11 protein-coding genes, 5 pseudogenes and 1 other annotated feature are annotated in these 15,425 nt (G+C 65.3%); of the genes and pseudogenes, 9 read left to right on the forward strand and 7 right to left on the reverse strand.

The window, feature by feature from the left end; translation table 11 throughout:
- Window positions 1–189, forward strand: coding sequence for a globin family protein (locus BLS97_RS23600; RefSeq protein WP_197676254.1), 189 nt, complete (start codon window positions 1–3; stop codon window positions 187–189).
- A 380-nt stretch (window positions 190–569) separates the two neighbouring features.
- Here the strand turns inward: BLS97_RS23600 and BLS97_RS17820 are convergent.
- From BLS97_RS17820 to BLS97_RS17840, 6 genes and pseudogenes are all read right to left on the reverse strand, one after another.
- A pseudogene (locus BLS97_RS17820) lies at window positions 570–929 on the reverse strand (DUF488 domain-containing protein); the annotation flags it as partial.
- 327 nt (window positions 930–1,256) lie between these two features.
- Window positions 1,257–3,257 (reverse strand): aconitate hydratase, encoded by a 2,001-nt coding sequence (locus BLS97_RS17825; protein ID WP_090478490.1) that lies wholly within the window; start codon window positions 3,255–3,257, stop codon window positions 1,257–1,259.
- A gap of 1,350 nt (window positions 3,258–4,607) precedes the next feature.
- Window positions 4,608–4,955, reverse strand: a complete 348-nt coding sequence (locus tag BLS97_RS23975; protein ID WP_231988174.1) for a hypothetical protein — start codon at window positions 4,953–4,955, stop codon at window positions 4,608–4,610.
- Window positions 4,956–5,079: 124 nt separating this feature from the next.
- A pseudogene (locus BLS97_RS24590) lies at window positions 5,080–5,520 on the reverse strand (universal stress protein); the annotation flags it as partial.
- Window positions 5,521–5,586: 66 nt separating this feature from the next.
- A complete protein-coding gene (gene ctaD, locus BLS97_RS17835; protein WP_090478494.1) occupies window positions 5,587–7,350 on the reverse strand; it encodes an aa3-type cytochrome oxidase subunit I in 1,764 nt (587 codons plus the stop codon).
- 175 nt (window positions 7,351–7,525) lie between these two features.
- Window positions 7,526–8,092 carry a universal stress protein gene (locus BLS97_RS17840; protein ID WP_090478498.1) on the reverse strand — a complete coding sequence of 189 codons (567 nt, stop codon included), beginning with the start codon at window positions 8,090–8,092 and terminating at the stop codon, window positions 7,526–7,528.
- Between the two features lie 179 nt (window positions 8,093–8,271).
- Between BLS97_RS17840 and fdxA the strand changes: the two genes are divergently transcribed.
- From fdxA to BLS97_RS24660, 4 genes and pseudogenes are all read left to right on the forward strand, one after another.
- Window positions 8,272–8,616: a ferredoxin gene (fdxA, locus tag BLS97_RS17845; RefSeq protein WP_090482546.1), complete on the forward strand. Its 345-nt coding sequence runs from the start codon at window positions 8,272–8,274 to the stop codon at window positions 8,614–8,616.
- Window positions 8,613–9,311 carry a helix-turn-helix transcriptional regulator gene (locus BLS97_RS17850; protein WP_090478502.1) on the forward strand — a complete coding sequence of 233 codons (699 nt, stop codon included), beginning with the start codon at window positions 8,613–8,615 and terminating at the stop codon, window positions 9,309–9,311. Before fdxA ends, BLS97_RS17850 begins: the two co-directional genes overlap by 4 nt.
- 3 nt (window positions 9,312–9,314) lie before the next feature.
- Window positions 9,315–9,737, forward strand: coding sequence for a hypothetical protein (locus BLS97_RS17855; RefSeq protein ID WP_090478506.1), 423 nt, complete (start codon window positions 9,315–9,317; stop codon window positions 9,735–9,737).
- A 126-nt stretch (window positions 9,738–9,863) separates the two neighbouring features.
- Window positions 9,864–10,063 (forward strand): annotated as a pseudogene (locus tag BLS97_RS24660) (IS30 family transposase); the annotation flags it as partial.
- On the opposite strand, the pseudogene BLS97_RS17865 reads toward BLS97_RS24660, so the two are convergent.
- Window positions 10,062–10,462 (reverse strand): annotated as a pseudogene (locus BLS97_RS17865) (transposase); the annotation flags it as partial. The pseudogenes BLS97_RS24660 and BLS97_RS17865 overlap by 2 nt on opposite strands.
- Before the next feature lie 8 nt (window positions 10,463–10,470).
- Here BLS97_RS17865 and BLS97_RS17870 point away from each other — a divergent pair.
- The 4 genes and pseudogenes from BLS97_RS17870 to BLS97_RS17885 all read left to right on the forward strand — a co-directional run bounded on the left by BLS97_RS17870 (window position 10,471) and on the right by BLS97_RS17885 (window position 15,265).
- The gene (locus tag BLS97_RS17870) at window positions 10,471–11,124 is read left to right on the forward strand and encodes a GIY-YIG nuclease family protein (protein WP_090478511.1); all 654 of its coding nucleotides are present in this window, start codon (window positions 10,471–10,473) and stop codon (window positions 11,122–11,124) included.
- Window positions 11,125–11,670: 546 nt separating this feature from the next.
- Window positions 11,671–12,741, forward strand: a complete 1,071-nt coding sequence (locus tag BLS97_RS17875; RefSeq protein ID WP_090478515.1) for an IS630 family transposase — start codon at window positions 11,671–11,673, stop codon at window positions 12,739–12,741.
- 220 nt (window positions 12,742–12,961) lie between these two features.
- Window positions 12,962–14,210 (forward strand): annotated as a pseudogene (locus BLS97_RS17880) (IS3 family transposase).
- Window positions 13,245–13,373: a sequence feature (AL1L pseudoknot), on the forward strand. Its footprint overlaps the pseudogene before it by 129 nt.
- A gap of 173 nt (window positions 14,211–14,383) precedes the next feature.
- Window positions 14,384–15,265 (forward strand): GmrSD restriction endonuclease domain-containing protein, encoded by an 882-nt coding sequence (locus BLS97_RS17885; protein ID WP_197676255.1) that lies wholly within the window; start codon window positions 14,384–14,386, stop codon window positions 15,263–15,265.
- The last annotated feature ends 160 nt before the right edge of the window (window positions 15,266–15,425 follow it).

Raw genomic sequence — 15,425 nt, forward strand, 5'->3', positions numbered from 1 at the left:
ATGGCTTCCGTACACGCCGGACTCCACATCGCCGACGCTGACTTCGATGCTGTGGTCAACCATATCGTTGACACCCTCGCCGGTCTGGGCGTGCCCGCCAAGTTCATCGATCAAATCGGGGCCACCCTTGCTCCGCTCCGGGCGGAGATCGTCACCGAGGTCGCGGTGAAGCAGCCCAGCTCAATCTGACCGTTCGTCAGGCCACCACATCAAGTGCCAAGCGGACTGCAGACCGTGATGAAGTCGAGCGGATCGTCCCCCATGGGCCAATCAGGGCGCGGTGCGAATCTCGGTCGACCGTGGGTGCACCGGCCGGCCTTCCAGCCGGCGCACCCACGGTGGCGGCCGGGGTGGCTGTTGCCGGCCAGGGTACAGTCAACTCGCAGCGTCATTTATTGGGGTGCGTCGTTTCTGCTGGGACGTGGGGGTGCGGTAGAACGCGGCGGAGGGCAATTGGTTGAGGTACTCGCCGGCCTGGTCGATTGACCGTTGGATGCTGGCGAAAACGTGTTCGGGGCTGCGGCCGGCAATCGCTCCGGCGGCCGGTTGGGGGGAGTGGTTGTGGTGGGTTGTGAGGTCAACAGGTCGGCCAGCACGGCGGCCTCACTGATGGCGGGAAGCTTCGACGCGGTGAGCAACGTCAGCGGTTGCTGGGCCAAGTCCCGCAGGTGGGCCAGGGCGTCAGCCCGTTCGGGTTCGCCCAGTTCTTCTCGGTACCGGCTGGCGAACTCGAAGAACTTGGCCGGGTCGTGCCGATACCAGGTGCGCAACTGCGTGGAGGGAGCGACCTGCTGGCACCATTCGTCCAGATGCGCTTTTGACTTGCTGATGCCTCGTGGCCACAGCCTGTCCACGAGTACTCGGACGCCGTCGTCGCTTGCAGGTTCGGCGTAGATCCGGCGTACCTGCACCGTGGGGTGGACGCTCATCGATGAACCTCCTGTTTGTGATGGAGTGCCGCGGTCAGGCAAGGCGCTCGCCGCAGCGTGGGCAGATCTCGGGTGGGTCCGCGCCGACGAATGCGCCGCATTCTTGGCAGGTCCATGCCAGCCAGCACGCCGGGTCGCCACCCTCGTCGCGGGCGGTACGGCCGGCCCGGTGCTGGGCCAGCCGGGGATCGGCGCAGCTGGGCGCGTCGCGTTCGAGGTTCACATTCTCACCGCCCTTGTTTGGGGTATGAACTTTCACGGTAGGGAGCGCTGTTTCTGGCTGATCGTGGAGGGTGTGCCGCCGGGTGAAGACGAGATTCGTGACGGTCAAACTGATGTCGGTGTGCTGCTACTGGGCTCCTCGAAAGCGCCCCCTTTCTGTTGTCGCAGCCAGGGCAGCAGCCCGCCGGCCAGGACCATCGCGATTTGCCGATCGGAGAGCCGGTGCCTGACTGTGTAGTGCTGGTCACGGGTTGCGTTGTGCACGTTGATGGCGGTGTCGCCGGAGCGCAGCGCTGACCTGATGTCCTGAAGGATCAGGACGTCGCCGGCGGCGATTTTCTGGTAGTCGCCGGGGTCGAGGAATTCCAGGGCGAGGACTCCGAAGTTCGTCAGGTTCTGCCAGTGGATGCGGGCGAACGACACCGCCAGTACGGCGCGCAGACCGAGGTAACGGGGGGTGATCGCGGCGTGTTCCCGGGAGGATCCCTGCCCGTAGTTTGCGCCGCCGACCACGATATGGCCGCTACCGTCCCTGGTGGCCTTCATCCTGCTCGGGTAGGTGTCATCCAGTGCGCCGAATGTGAATTCGGCCAGTTTGAGGATGTTGCTGCGGTAGGGCAGGACCCGAGCTCCGGCCGGCAGTATCTCGTCGGTGGACACGTCGTCGCCGACCTTGAGGCCGACGGGCGCTTCGATCCGGTCGGGCAACGGCCCGAAGGAGGGCAAGGACGAGACGTTCGGGCCCTTCACCAGGGCGACAAGTCCGATCTGGGATTCCGTCGGTGGCTCGAGCATGGCCGTGTTGACGCTGGACTGGGTGGGCAGGTCAAGGTGCGGATACGCGATGCCAAGCAGCCGCGGAAGGTCGCGAGGGTCGGTGATGTACCCGGTGACGGCGGCGGCGGCGGCGGTCTCGGGTGAGCACAGGTAGACAGAGTCGTCGACCGTCCCGGAGCGGCCGAGGAAGTTGCGGGGGACGGTGCGCAGGCTGTTGCCGCCGACGGTGGGGGCTTGGCCCATGCCGATACAGCCCATACACCCGGATTGGTGCAGCCGGGCGCCGGCGGCCAGCAGATCGAAGGTGGCACCCATTCTTGTCAGCTCCTGCAGGGTCTGCCGGGAAGAGGGGTTGACGTCGAATGACACGTCGTGGTGGGTCTGCCGCCCGCGGACGATGGCGGCGACGACGGCGAAATCGCGCAAGCCCGGGTTGGCCGACGAACCGATCACGACCTGGGCCACCTTGCGGCCGTCGACCTCGCGGACCGGGACGACATTGCCGGGTGAGCTGGGCAACGCGATCAGCGGTTCCAACTGCGCCAGATCGATCTCGTCGTCGGCGTCGTAGGTGGCGTCCGCGTCGGCGAGTATTTCCACGAAGTCGTGCTCGCGTTGTTCGGCCCTCAGAAACGCTCGAACCTGGTCATCGGCCGGGAAAACCGTGGTGGTGGCACCCAATTCGGCGCCCATGTTCGCGATCACATGCCGGTCCATGGCGGTGAGCCCGGCCAGGCCGGGCCCGTAGTATTCGATGATGCGGTTCACGCCGCCTTTGACGCCGTGCCTGCGCAGCATCTCCAGGATGACGTCTTTGGCGCTCACCCAGGGTGGCAGCACGCCGGTCAGCCGCACGCCCCAGATGGTGGGCATCTGCAGGTAGATCGGTTCGCCGGCCATCGCGGTGGCGACCTCCAAGCCGCCGAGACCGATCGCCAGCATGCCCAGCGAGCCCGCGGCCGGGGTGTGGCTGTCGGAACCGGCCAGGGATTTGCCTGGGACCCCAAAGCGTTGCATGTGGGTGGGGTGGGAAACCCCGTTGCCCGGCTTGGAGTACCATAGTCCGAAACGTTGGCACGCCGATTGTAGGAACGCGTGGTCCTCGGCGTTTTTGCTGTCGGTCTGCAGCAAGTTGTGGTCGACGTATTGCACGGACACCTCGGTGCGGACGCGGTCCAGCCCCATGGCCTCCAGTTCGAGCATCACCAGGGTGCCGGTGGCGTCCTGGGTGAGGGTCTGATCGATCCGCAGCCCGATCTCCTGACCCACTGTCATCTGACCCGAGACCAGGTGTGCGCCGATCAGTTTCCGAGCGAGATTTTGTCCCATGGTTCATCTCCGATGAGTTCGGTGCCATTCGGGGGGCAGGGCGAGAATCGATCTGGCTTGCTGAAGTCCGGGCGACGGTGAGGAGCCACGGCGTGCGGCGCTGGGGCGAGTCCGCGGGCCGTGGCGCGGGTGGCGATGTAGCCGGTCGGGGCTACCAGCCGGCCGCGATGTCAGTGGTTTGCTGTTCGGCGAGGCTCCGGCGTCGGGCCAACTCGGTGATGTGAGCTGGTGAGATCGGCGGTGTCGGGCCTGACTCTCGGAGGGCCGATCGGGGGGACGGTATCCATGGGGCGCCGGTTCTGCGTTCGACCTTCACGGCCCGTCGATGGGCCCGTGCGCTCGATGCTGTCTGAACCATGATCGCATCACCTTTCATGTTCTAGCCATGCTCTTGCTGTTACAAAATGTTGAGCCTGCCGAGTCGGTATTTCTGGATTGCTGAAAGCGTCGCGGACGGAATCGGAGAGCACGAGTGTTTCTCCGCACCAGCGCTCGGAATGTGGTCACGGTGAGGGACCATTTCCGCCTTTTCTACTTTCTTTGCTGCGTTTCTGGATCGGCTGAGCCGCTGCTCGTTCAGCAGTCGCCGTACCGGAGCAATTCGGCCGTCACGATGCGCCCCTGCCCGTCGATGGACGCACCCGGGCGTGGACAATCCGGTGGGTGCGGTGCTATCGGCACACCACCCGACTACCTTGGGTCGCGAAGACTCCGCCGGTGCCCGCCGCTGGCCCTGATGGTCTTTCGGCGGGTGGCGTTCCGGTGCACTCGAGGACGAATGTGCCTGATTCGTTGGCTTTCGATGGTGCTGTCATGTCGTTTCCTTTACACTGGCCCGGGTGTTGCGGTCGCTGCTGAGGCGATGGGGTGGCTGGGTGCCCCCCGGACCGGGGTTACCGGAACGGGGGGCGGGCAGGCGGGGCGGGCGTGCAACGTGGTGGTGGCTGCAGCTTGCACGTGTCGTTCCCGGCGCGCGAGGTGATACGGGGACGCTCTGCTGCGGTGATTTCGCAACAGTCGAGCAGTCCGTCTAGGTATTTACTATCACTATACCTTAGTCGGCAGCTTTCCGTCGTTCGGATCGGGGTTACCGTAATCGCCTACTCAGTTCCGCGTGGGAGCGCGCGAAAGTGTAGCGTCGTGTCGGCACGACCGGATTTTCGATGGTCTGAAAGTACTGGTTCCCGCCTTCTTGTCGCTGGCCGAACGCGGCGAAAGTGGACGCGGCTGTCGGGTCCATCGCCGCAAACACCATCTGGCTGTCGACATTCCCCGGAGATCCCCGTCGACTGCCGATCGGTCGGGTGCTTCCGATGACCCGTTGTCCGACCGGACACAGCGCGCCGGAGGTCATGTCCGGCCGCTGTCGGTGTGCCGATCGGATGCCGGTCCCGGATCGGCGGGTCCGGAGCACAGCAGATAGAGGGCACTGCCCAGCAGTAGCCGTCCGCTGGCGCTGGCGAGGGCACCCAGCACTGTGGCGATGGGGACCATGCTGGGCAGGAGTGTGATTGGCAGTAGTCCGAGCAGCAGCGGGGACGGGTGCGCAGAGGTACGTCCCGGTCGGCGGGTCAGGGCTGGCCCGGCGGACGGTCGGCGGTCGGTGAATACCAGTTCGAGCTGGTCGAGGATTCCTCGCTCGTGCGCGGAGAGCCATACAGCTGCCGGGTCCCGGGTCAACTCGTCGAAGTGAGTCATCGTCAACCCTGATGGGGCTGGCGGTTGGTGCTCGTGGCCGGCCAGCAGGTTTCGGTCGACGGTGATGAATGACGACCACTGGGCAGGTGGCGTGCGCGACGACGCGTTTCCTCACCGATTGCGACAGGATGCGGAGCAGCGCGCCGAGCCGCCGTGTGCCGACGACCAGCAGATCGGCTCCGGCGGCGGCCTGGAGCAGGACGTCCACGGGAGGGCCGCGCACAACCCGCGTGATGACGCAGCAGCCGGCATTGAGAGCTTGCGAGACGGCGAGGCCCAGCGCTTCGCGGGCGGTACCGGCCCAGTCGACTTCGGCCGCGCCGAACTCGGCGCCGTAGAGGGGCAGCTGCCAACTGATCACCGATTCGACCGTGCCTCCGGTGAGCTCTGCCCGTCGCGCTGCCCAGCGCAGCGCGTCGATCGACGCGGCCGAACCGTCCACCCCTACCACGATCCGCGGCGGGCGGGCAGCTCCTGTGATTCCTTGCATCTCAACGCGCGGCGTCCAGGCGACTGGTCGCTCCTCGCGCGGGGGCATCTGCGACCTGTAGTCGCGTCGTTTCATCTTCGTGTCCTTTCCTGCGGGGCCTCGGGCTGAAAGCCGTGAGTGGATTTCGGGACGTGGAGTGGGTCAAGCCGTCGGTGAGGTGGCGTCGATCGTGGGTTCGATGCCCTGAACAGGAGTGCTGGATTCGAGGTCCTGCAGGCCGTGCCAGTCCCGGTGGGGGTGGGCTTCACTGCGGAGCCGGGCGACCATGTGCGGGTGGTGCAGTTCGAACGCCGGGCGTTCGGAGCGGATCCGGGGCAAGGAGGTGAAGTTGTGCCGCGACGGCGGCGAACTGGTGGCCCATTCCAGGGAGTTGCCGTACCCCCACGGGTCATCGGCGGTGGTCACCTCTCCGTAGCGTACGGAGCGCAGCACGTTCCAGACGAACGGCAGCATCGAGGAACCCAGCACAAACGACCCGATAGTGGAGATGGTGTTGAGCATGGTGAACCCGTCGGTGGGCAGATAGTCCGGGTAGCGACGCGGCATGCCCATGTTGCCCAGCCAATGCTGGATCAAGAAGGTGGTGTGAAAGCCGACGAACGTCAGCCAGAAATGCAGCTTTCCCAACGGCTCGTCCAAAAAGCGGCCGGTCATCTTCGGGAACCAGAAGTAGATCCCGGAGAAGGTGGCGAACACGATGGTGCCAAACAGCACGTAGTGGAAATGGGCAACGACGAAATAGGTGTCGGTGACGTGAAAGTCCAAGGCGGGGGAGGCCAGGATCACGCCGGTCAGTCCGCCGAACAGGAAGGTGACCATGAACCCGGCGGCGAACAGCATCGGTGTCTCGAAGGTGATCTGCCCTTTCCACATGGTGCCGATCCAGTTGAAAAATTTGATGCCGGTGGGGATGGCGATCATGAAACTCATGAACGAGAAGAACGGCAGCAGCACCGCGCCGGTGGCGAACATGTGGTGCGCCCACACCGCAGAAGACAACGCTGCGATGGACAGGGTGGCGTAGATCATGCCGCGGTAGCCAAAAACGGGTTTCCGGGAAAACACCGGGATGACTTCGGTGATGATGCCGAAGAACGGGATCGCCACGATATAGACCTCGGGGTGGCCGAAGAACCAGAAGAGATGCTGCCACAAGATGGCTCCGCCGTTGGCCGGGTCGAACACGTGGGATCCGAACTTTCGGTCAGCCTCCAACCCGAGCAGGGCCGCGGTCAGGACCGGGAACGCGATCAGCGTCAAGATCGCGGTGACCAGCACGTTCCACGTGAAGATGGGCATCCGCCACATCGTCATCCCCGGGCACCGCAGGCAAATCACCGTGGTGATCATGTTCACCGCACCCAGGATGGTGCCGAGCCCGGAAATGGCGACACCCATGATCCACAGGTCGCCGCCGACGCCCGGGGAGTTCACCGCGTTCGACAGTGGTGTGTATGCGGTCCACCCGAACGCCGCCGCTCCGCCGGGCGTGACGAACCCGGTCAGCGCGGTCAACGCGCCGAACAAATACAACCAGTAGGAGAACGCATTCAACCGTGGGAAAGCCACGTCCGGGGCGCCGATCTGCAGCGGCAGCACATAGTTGGCGAATCCGAACACGATCGGGGTGGCGTAGAACAGCAACATGATCGTGCCGTGCATGGTGAACAATTGGTTGTATTGCTCCTGCGTCAAAAACTGCAGGCCGGGCCGGGCCAGCTCGGCCCGCATCAGCAACGCCATCACCCCACCGACCATGAAAAAGACGATCGAGGTGCTGATGTACATCACCCCGATCACCTTCGGATCGGTGGTCTTCAGATAGCCCAATAGCTTCTTCCCCGGGGGTGTCCGGCCGCCCGGATACACACGAGATACCACCGGACGCGGTGCCACAGCGGTCATCTCGTATCCTTCCGTTCGCCCGCGATCGGGGCGATGCTTCCCGCGACGAAGCGGGGGCTCGGCGGCAATGGCCAGGGTGGCCAGAACGGGCCGGTGGTGAGGCAGTCGGCGACGTGCGAGTGCAGGAGCCCGCGCTCTCTGTGCTCCAGGGTTTGTTGGTCCCCTCCGGACAGGCTCATCGGTGGGCCGGCCACACCGTGTACTCCCACGACTCCAACAGGCCATCGCGCTCGTCCGGGCCGGAATGGAACCGCAGGTGCGCGCAGCGCACGATCACCACGGGGCACAACGAGTGCGCAACCAGGTGGCCGCCGATGGAATCGGAAATGAACCTGTCGTTTCGGGCGCGTTCGGAAGAGCCGACGACCAGCATGTTCGCCCCAGCCGCGGCATCGAGTAGCACTTCGCTCGGCGACCCCTGGGCGACTCGCACCTCGACCGTGTCTGCACGGGCACCCAATGCGTGGTCAAGGGTGATGCTCACCGTGTCGCGGGCATCCGCGGCCGGGTCGCTCTCGGGCCCGAGCGGCGAGGTCTCAACGGTGCCGGGGCTCCAGCTCATCACGGCCTGCAGTTGCGCTCCGATGACCTGGCAATGGTGCGCGGCCCATCGCACCGCTTCGATCGAGGAAGGGGAGCCGTCGACTCCGACCACGATCCGCGACCCGGACCGACGCGGATTGGTGCACGCTCGATGTCCGACACCGGTGCGAGTTCCCTGTCGGGGGACTTTGGTAGCCATCCGTTCCTCCAGCTGTATCCGGCCGGCCGGCCCATGGGTGGCGTTGGATGCGATACGTGAAGGGAAGCCGGCCGCATGCTTTCATCACGACGACGTCGCGAGCTAATATTCAGGAGCGCGCTCCTCTAAACTATGCTGGACGACGACCCTCGTCAATGACCGTGGAAGGAAGTGACCGTGTGGCCTACGTCATCGCAGAACCCTGCATCGATGTCCTGGACCGGGCCTGTGTAGAGGAGTGCCCGGTCGACTGCATCTACGAGGGAGACCGGGCCCTGTACATCCACCCCGACGAGTGCGTCGACTGCGGTGCCTGCGAACCGGTATGCCCGGTCGACGCGATCTTCTACGAAGACGACGTCCCGCCTGAATGGTCGGCCTTCATCGCGGACAACACCCACTTCTTCGAAAAGCCACTCCCCGGACAGACCGAAGCGTTCGGATCCCCAGGCGGAGCTACGAAGGTGGGACGCCTTGCCGTCGACACCCCGCTGGTGGCCCGCTATCCGCCACCGAGCGCATGACCGCCGGGCCCGGCAGCATTGAAGGCGGGCAGATCACTTCCGCACCGCGGCGGCGAGTACTGCAACTGCTCCGCGACAGCCCCGCAGCGCTGGACGGGTACGAACTGGGCGAGGCCACCGGCCTGCACGTCACCACTGTCCGCTTCCATCTCGAACAGCTCCTGACCGCAGGGCTGATCGTCGCCGCGACCCAGCCGCGCAGCACCCCGGGCAGGCCCCGCACGGTATACACCGCCGTGCCCCTGCCGGACACCGGCAAGGATGGCTATCAGCCGTTAGCCGCCCTGCTCGCTGCACACCTCGGCGGGTCCACGCAGGTCCGCCGCCGCCGAGCGGAGAAGGCCGGCCGTCAGTGGGCGGCCAGGCTGATCCCACCGACCAGCGGTGCCGTCGACCACGCTGACGCCACCCGCCAGGTCACCGCAATGCTGACCGCCATGAGTTTCCAACCGGAACCCATCGAATCCGTGGGAAAGACCCAGGAGATCAGACTCCGCGGCTGCCCCTACCGCGACGTCGCCCGGCAGCAACCCGATGTGGTGTGTGGGATCCATCTTGGACTGCTACGTGGCGCGTTCACCCAACTCGGCGGACCGCCTACCGAGGTCACCTTGACACCGTTCGTCGAACCTGAGCTGTGCGCCATCCACCTCAGCGTTCCATCACCACCCACGTCCGCAACTGAGGTGAAATGACAGATGTGGCAGCTCATCGCCATCGCCGCAACGTTCACCTGGTTGGGGATGGTGCTGGCCATTTCCTTTCTCGAGACGCCGTTGAAGTTCCAGGCACCGGGCATCACCCTGCCGCTGGGCCTCGGCATCGGCCGGATCGTGTTCCGCGCCCTGAACATCGCCGAGATCGCGCTGGCCATCGTGGTCCTCGGGTCCGTGGCAATACTCGGCACCGATCCGGCGGGGTGGATACTGCTCGGCGTCGTCGCAGCAGTCCTGTCCGTCCAGCTCGGCATGCTCCGCCCGCGCCTAGACCGCCGCACCCAGCAGATGATAGCCGGGCGCCCCGTGCCATCCTCACGGCTGCACCTGAGCTACATCGCCCTCGAATGCACCAAGGTCGCCACGCTAATGACGCTCGGCGCAGTTCTGAACGCGGTGCCTTGACCAGCGACAAGTCCGAATCGCGTCAGCAATCGCACCCATCGCCACCGCCATCCGGCAGTAGTTGGAGTTCGGCGTTCCAGAGTTGCGATCAACTATCGATGCCTTGTCGCTGGTGGCGTTACCCCGGTCGTCGGTTCGAACAGCCGGGTCGCCACGCTGGTGGACCGCCGGTCCCGGTTCCTCATCCTGGTCAAGCTGCCCAGGCGGCACACCACTGCTGTGTGGTGCCCGCTGTGATCGAGGTCTACTCCCGTCCGGATCCCTCCTTACGCCGAGCGTTGACCTGGGACCGCGGGATGGAACTGGCCGCCCACAAGGCTCTCACCGGGCGTTGAGCGATTCGATGGCGTTGGTCGAGCAGATGACGGTGCGGATCTCTACGTCGTAGTTCCAGGAACTCCGATGAACTCCGCCCAGGCGTTGTCCCACAGCCGGATCAACGCTGGGTACCGCTTGCCCCACCGCTCCGCCAGGTCGTCCAACGCCGCTCTGGCCGCGGCGGCGTTCACCGCGGTGTAGATGGGTTTCACATCCCGCCTCAGCGCATCCCAGTCCTTCCGGGAAGCCAGGCGGAACGTGTTGCGGATCAGGTGGATGATGCATGTCTGGACCGCGGTCAGCGGCCACACGCTCCCAACGACCTCTGGTAGGCCCTTCAGGCCGTCGCAGACCAGGAAGAACACGTCCTTCACGCCGCGGTTGCGGACGTCGGTGAGCACGCCCATCGGAGAACTTGGCGCCGCCGCGACACTGGCTGATCTTCATGGCCGACGGCGGTCGACGGTCCCGGCTGCTTGTCGCCTACGAAAACCATGGCGAGGTGCTGTCCGAGCGCACCAGCACCTCCAGGTACTTCGACCTGCAGCCGTCCGGACTGCTGTCGGCTCTGATCGGCCGACTGGTCGTGGAGTGGTCGACCGACACCATCAACTGGCGCAAGAGCGGGCACGCCGCGGCAGTGCTGCCCATCATCGAGATCGCCGACCCGAAAGTGGTCTTGTTCCCAGGGTTCGACCGGGTGCTCATCACCTACGCCGAACTGCAGTCGGTGATCTCAGACGCCCGATATGGCGGGTGGCGCACTGCCCTTGGCTCCGTGCAGGGGATCTACCTGATTGCCGACACCAGCACCGGGCAGCTCTACGTCGGCAAGGCCGACGGGGGAGAGAGGATCCTTGGCCGCTGGTCGGCGTACGCCCGAGATGGCCACGGCGGCAACATCGCACTCAAGGAGCTGACTGGGCTGAACTCCGCGCACGCTGCCCATTTTCAATTCAGCATCCTGCGGGTCTTCGGGCCGAGCGTGCCTTCCGCAGAGATCGACGAGGCGGAGTCCCATTTCAAAGATGCGCTGTTGACCCGTCGGTACGGGCTGAACCGGAACTAGGAGCCATCGGACGCCCGTCGCCACAGGACGCGGCCGGAGGGCCGATCCGGTAGCGGGCCGCCTGTGAAGGCCTGAGCGGTATGCGCTGGCGTGTCACCACACTTGGGACCGAAGCGCACTTGGCTATCAAGACGATCCTGTCCTCGGTCAAGGCCGGAGACGCGTGCGGGTCTCGGATAGCCGAAACGGGCCCGCCTTGCCGAGGTGGGGGCTGTTGACTAGATCTGGCCCCGTGCGCCGCCGCTGACGGACCCGGACAACGGCTGATACGAGTGACCCGAGCGTCCTCGGTCAGCCGCCGTCTTCGTCTAGAGCCGAGCGTAGCTCTCTCAGGTCCTGCTCCAGCTGCGCCACCCTAACGGGATTGCGATCGCCCACCGGCACCCCCAGTACGGCGTTGGCCTGGGACGTATCGAATACCAATGGCGGTCTGGCCAAAGCCCTCAACAGCTCGTCACGCTCCGAGTAGGTCCAAACGGCCTGATCAACTAGTGTCGCGTTAGCGATATGGCTTTACTTATTGGTGGGTTTCTGGGAGAATGGCGCATGCCCAGAAACCCGGTCCCGGTGGTGTCCGACTCTGATCGTGCGGTGATGGAATCCTGGCTGCGAGCACCCAGCACGCCGGCGGGTCTGGTCAGGCGAGCCCGGATCGTGTTGCTGGCCGCCGAGGGCCTGGGCACCAACGACATCGTGGAGCGGGTCGGGGCCACGAAGCCGACGGTGATCGCGTGGCGGAACCGCTATCTGGCTGAGGGTTTGGCCGGTCTGGACGATCGGGACAAGCCCGGCCGGCCCGCCCAGATCGACGATTTGGACATCGTCAACGCCACCCTGGCGCCGCCGCCGGCGGAGCTGGGCATCACCCACTGGTCCAGCCGGATCCTGGGCAAACAGCTGGGCATCTCCAACGTCACCGTCGCCAAGATCTGGAAGCGGTGGGGCCTCAAACCGTGGAAGTTGGAGACGTTCAAGTTCTCCACCGACCCGGAACTGGAGGCCAAGGTCCGCGACGTCGTCGGGCTGTATCTCGACCCGCCGGAGAAGGCCGTCGTTCTCTCCATTGACGAGAAGTCGCAGATCCAAGCACTGGACCGGACCGCGCCGATGCTGCCGATCCGACCAGACCTGGCCCAGCGGTGGACCCACGACTACAAACGCAACGGCACCACCACCTTGTTCGCCGCGTTGGAGATCGCCACCGGCAAGGTCACTCAAGCCTGCTATCCCCGCCATCGCTCCGATGAGTTCCTGCTGTTTTTGAAGAAGGTCGTCAAGGCCTACCCCCGGATCGATCTGCACATCGTGGTCGACAACTACGCCACTCACAAACATCCAACCGTGAACGCCTGGCTGGCCAAGAACCCGCGCGTGACACTGCATTTCACCCCGACCTCCGGATCGTGGATGAACATGGTCGAGATCTTCTTCGGCATCATCACCCGCCAAGCCATCCGCCGCGGCGTCTTCCACTCCGTCACCGAACTCCAAGCCGCCATCACCAGATTCATCGACGCGTGGAACGAGAACTGCCACCCGTTCACCTGGACCAAAACCGCAGACGAAATCCTGCCCCACGCCACCGGAGGTCAAAGAACATCATTCACGCGACACTAGATCCCGGTATTGGATTCCGCGGAGGACTGCCTCCAGCAAGCCAAGTCGGAGCAGATTTTGGCTACTCTGATTCATGTTCCTCATCTGTCAACTATAGGTGGCCAGTCAAGACGCAACCAGGTGCTCGACCCGCAGTAGGGACCGTCGGATACATTGACACGCGTACGTCTGAGTCACCCCGGCATGTCCGGACACTCCTCTTGTTAGGAAAGATGGAGTCATGGCGAGTACGTCGAAGCGGTACCCGGCCGAGTTGAAGGACCGGGCGGTGCGGATGGTGGCGGAGATCCGGTCCGATCATGGGTCGGAGTGGGCGGCGGTGGAGTCGGTCGCGGCGAAGTTGGGGATCGGGACTGCGCAGACGGTGCAGAACTGGGTCCGCCGCGCCGAGGTCGATGCCGGCAAACGGCGGGGGTGTCCTCCGAGGCGGCGGAGGAGCTGCGGAAGTTGCGGGCGGAGAACCGAGAGTTGAAGCGGGCCAACGAGATATTGAAGTCGGCGTCAACTTTTTTCGCGGCGGAGCTCGACCGCCGACAGAAGTGATCATCAGCTACATCGATCAGCACAAGGCGGAATACGGCGTCGGGACGATCTGCCGGGTGCTCACCGAGCACGGCTGCAAGATCGCGTCGTCCACCTACTACGACCGCACCCACCAGCAGCCCTCCGCCCGCGCTGTCCGGGACGAGGCGCTGTCCGCGCAGGTCAGTGCGGTGCATGCGGAGAACTACGGCGTCTACGGGGCGCGGAAGGTGTGGTTGACGCTGAACCGGGAAGGCACCGCGGTGGCCCGGTGCACGGTGGAGCGGCTGATGCGCCGGCTCGGTCTGGTCGGGGCTCGTCGGGGCAAGGTCAAACGCACCACTATCGCCGACCCGCAAGCGCAACGGGCCAGTGATCTGGTGGATCGTCATTTCGACCCGGAGGCGCCAGATCGCCTATGGGTGGCCGACTTCACGTATGTTTCGACGTGGTCCGGGTGGGTGTACGTGGCGTTCGTGATCGATGCCTACTCCCGTCGGATCGTGGGGTGGCGATCGGCGACCACGATGACCGCGCAACTCGTCCTGGACGCCATCGAGCACGCGATCTGGACCCGGCAACGTGAAGGGGTGCAGGACCTTTCGGGGCTGATTCACCACAACGACCGCGGATCTCAATATACGTCTGTGGCGTTCACCGAGCGGCTGGCCGACGCCGGCATCGACGCCTCCGTTGGTCGCACCGGGGATAGTTTCGACAATGCTCTGGCCGAGACGATCAACGGGCTCTACAAGACCGAGCTGATCAAGCCCCGCGGCCCGTGGCGGACCGTCGAGCAGGTCGAAGTCGCCACCCTGGAATGGGTCGACTGGTTCAACCACCGCCGCCTGTACGAGCACAACGGCGACCTCCCACCGGTCGAACTCGAGCAGGCCCACTACGCTCAAATCAGAGCCCAGCAAACCGCTGCGCTCTCAAACCCGTAGGTGTCCGGACATGCCGGGGTGGTTCAAGGACCTCAGCCGCCGAACTAGCGGGTTCATCAACCGAGCCAACGCCGCCGACGGGGCCGACCGCCGGTTCTACGACCGCGCCGCGCAGGTCGACTGCAGCGGTAACGTCCGGCACAAGCCCCCGAGCCACCAGCGGTGGAAGTTCGGTGACCGCCGCACCAGCGGACACACTGCAGGCGGGGAGCCGGACCGCGCTGGTGGTGCTGGCACAGTTGAAGGTCAAGGGGCGGGCCCCGATGACCGGCTACAGCCGGACGCAGTTCGGTGCCGCGTGGACGGACGCGAACGATGATCTTCTGGGCCACAACGGGTGCGACACCCGCAATGACATCCTGGGACGGGACCTCACCGGCGTCGTCTACAAGGCGGGCACCCGGAACTGCACAGTGCTGACCGGGACTCTCACCGATCCCTACACATCCCGGATGATCCCGTTCATCCGCGGCGCCGGCACCTCCACCGCCATCCAAATCGACCACGTGGTGCCGCTGGGGGACGCCTGGCAGACGGGGGCGCAGAGTCTGACTGTTCGGGTCCGCACTGATCTGGCCAACGATCCGTTGGAGTTGCTGGCCGTGGACGGGCCGACCAATGAGGCGAAGGGCGACGGGGACGCGGCTACGTGGCTGCCGCCGAACAAGGCGTACCGGTGTGCGTACGTGGCGCGGCAGGTCGCGGTCAAGGCCCGTTACGGTCTCTGGGTCACCTCGGCCGAGCACGACGCCATCGCTGGGGTATTGAGTAGCTGTCCCGCGCAAACGGTGCCGGCCGAGGCTGGTGCCCCGCCGACGGCGACGGTGGCCGCGACTTCGTCGCGGCCCAGCACCACACCGCCCCCGTCCACCACGGTTGCCCCGCCGCCCGCGCCACGAGTGAGCTCATCCGCAGCCGCCCCCACACCGACGCCGACCCTGCCGGAGGCCCCCGCTGGGGCAACGGCGAAATGCAACGACGGGACGTACTCGTTTGCCGCGCACCACCAAGGTGCATGCTCGCACCACGGCGGCGTCGCCATCTTCTACAAGTAAGAACCGGACGCGTCCCGTGCGCGAGCCGCTGTTCTCGAGTACGCCCCCGCGAAGGATCACCCATCCTTGTCGCCAGGGCCAGTAGCTAGCTGCCTGAACTCAACCTTCCCGGTACCCGCCGGTGGCAGCAGGGCTGTGCAGGGGGACGGATGGGGATCCG

Origin of the sequence: Nakamurella panacisegetis, from assembly GCF_900104535.1 — a bacterium.
Classification (GTDB): domain Bacteria; phylum Actinomycetota; class Actinomycetes; order Mycobacteriales; family Nakamurellaceae; genus Nakamurella; species Nakamurella panacisegetis.

Coding starts and splice junctions, on each gene's coding strand:
- BLS97_RS23600 (WP_197676254.1), top strand. CDS start 1: ATGGCTTCCGTACACGCCGGACTCCACATCGCCGACGCTGACTTCGAT.
- BLS97_RS17825 (WP_090478490.1), bottom strand. CDS start 3,257: ATGGGACAAAATCTCGCTCGGAAACTGATCGGCGCACACCTGGTCTCG.
- BLS97_RS23975 (WP_231988174.1), bottom strand. CDS start 4,955: ATGACTCACTTCGACGAGTTGACCCGGGACCCGGCAGCTGTATGGCTC.
- ctaD (WP_090478494.1), bottom strand. CDS start 7,350: ATGACCGCTGTGGCACCGCGTCCGGTGGTATCTCGTGTGTATCCGGGC.
- BLS97_RS17840 (WP_090478498.1), bottom strand. CDS start 8,092: ATGGCTACCAAAGTCCCCCGACAGGGAACTCGCACCGGTGTCGGACAT.
- BLS97_RS17850 (WP_090478502.1), top strand. CDS start 8,613: ATGACCGCCGGGCCCGGCAGCATTGAAGGCGGGCAGATCACTTCCGCA.
- BLS97_RS17855 (WP_090478506.1), top strand. CDS start 9,315: ATGTGGCAGCTCATCGCCATCGCCGCAACGTTCACCTGGTTGGGGATG.
- BLS97_RS17875 (WP_090478515.1), top strand. CDS start 11,671: ATGCCCAGAAACCCGGTCCCGGTGGTGTCCGACTCTGATCGTGCGGTG.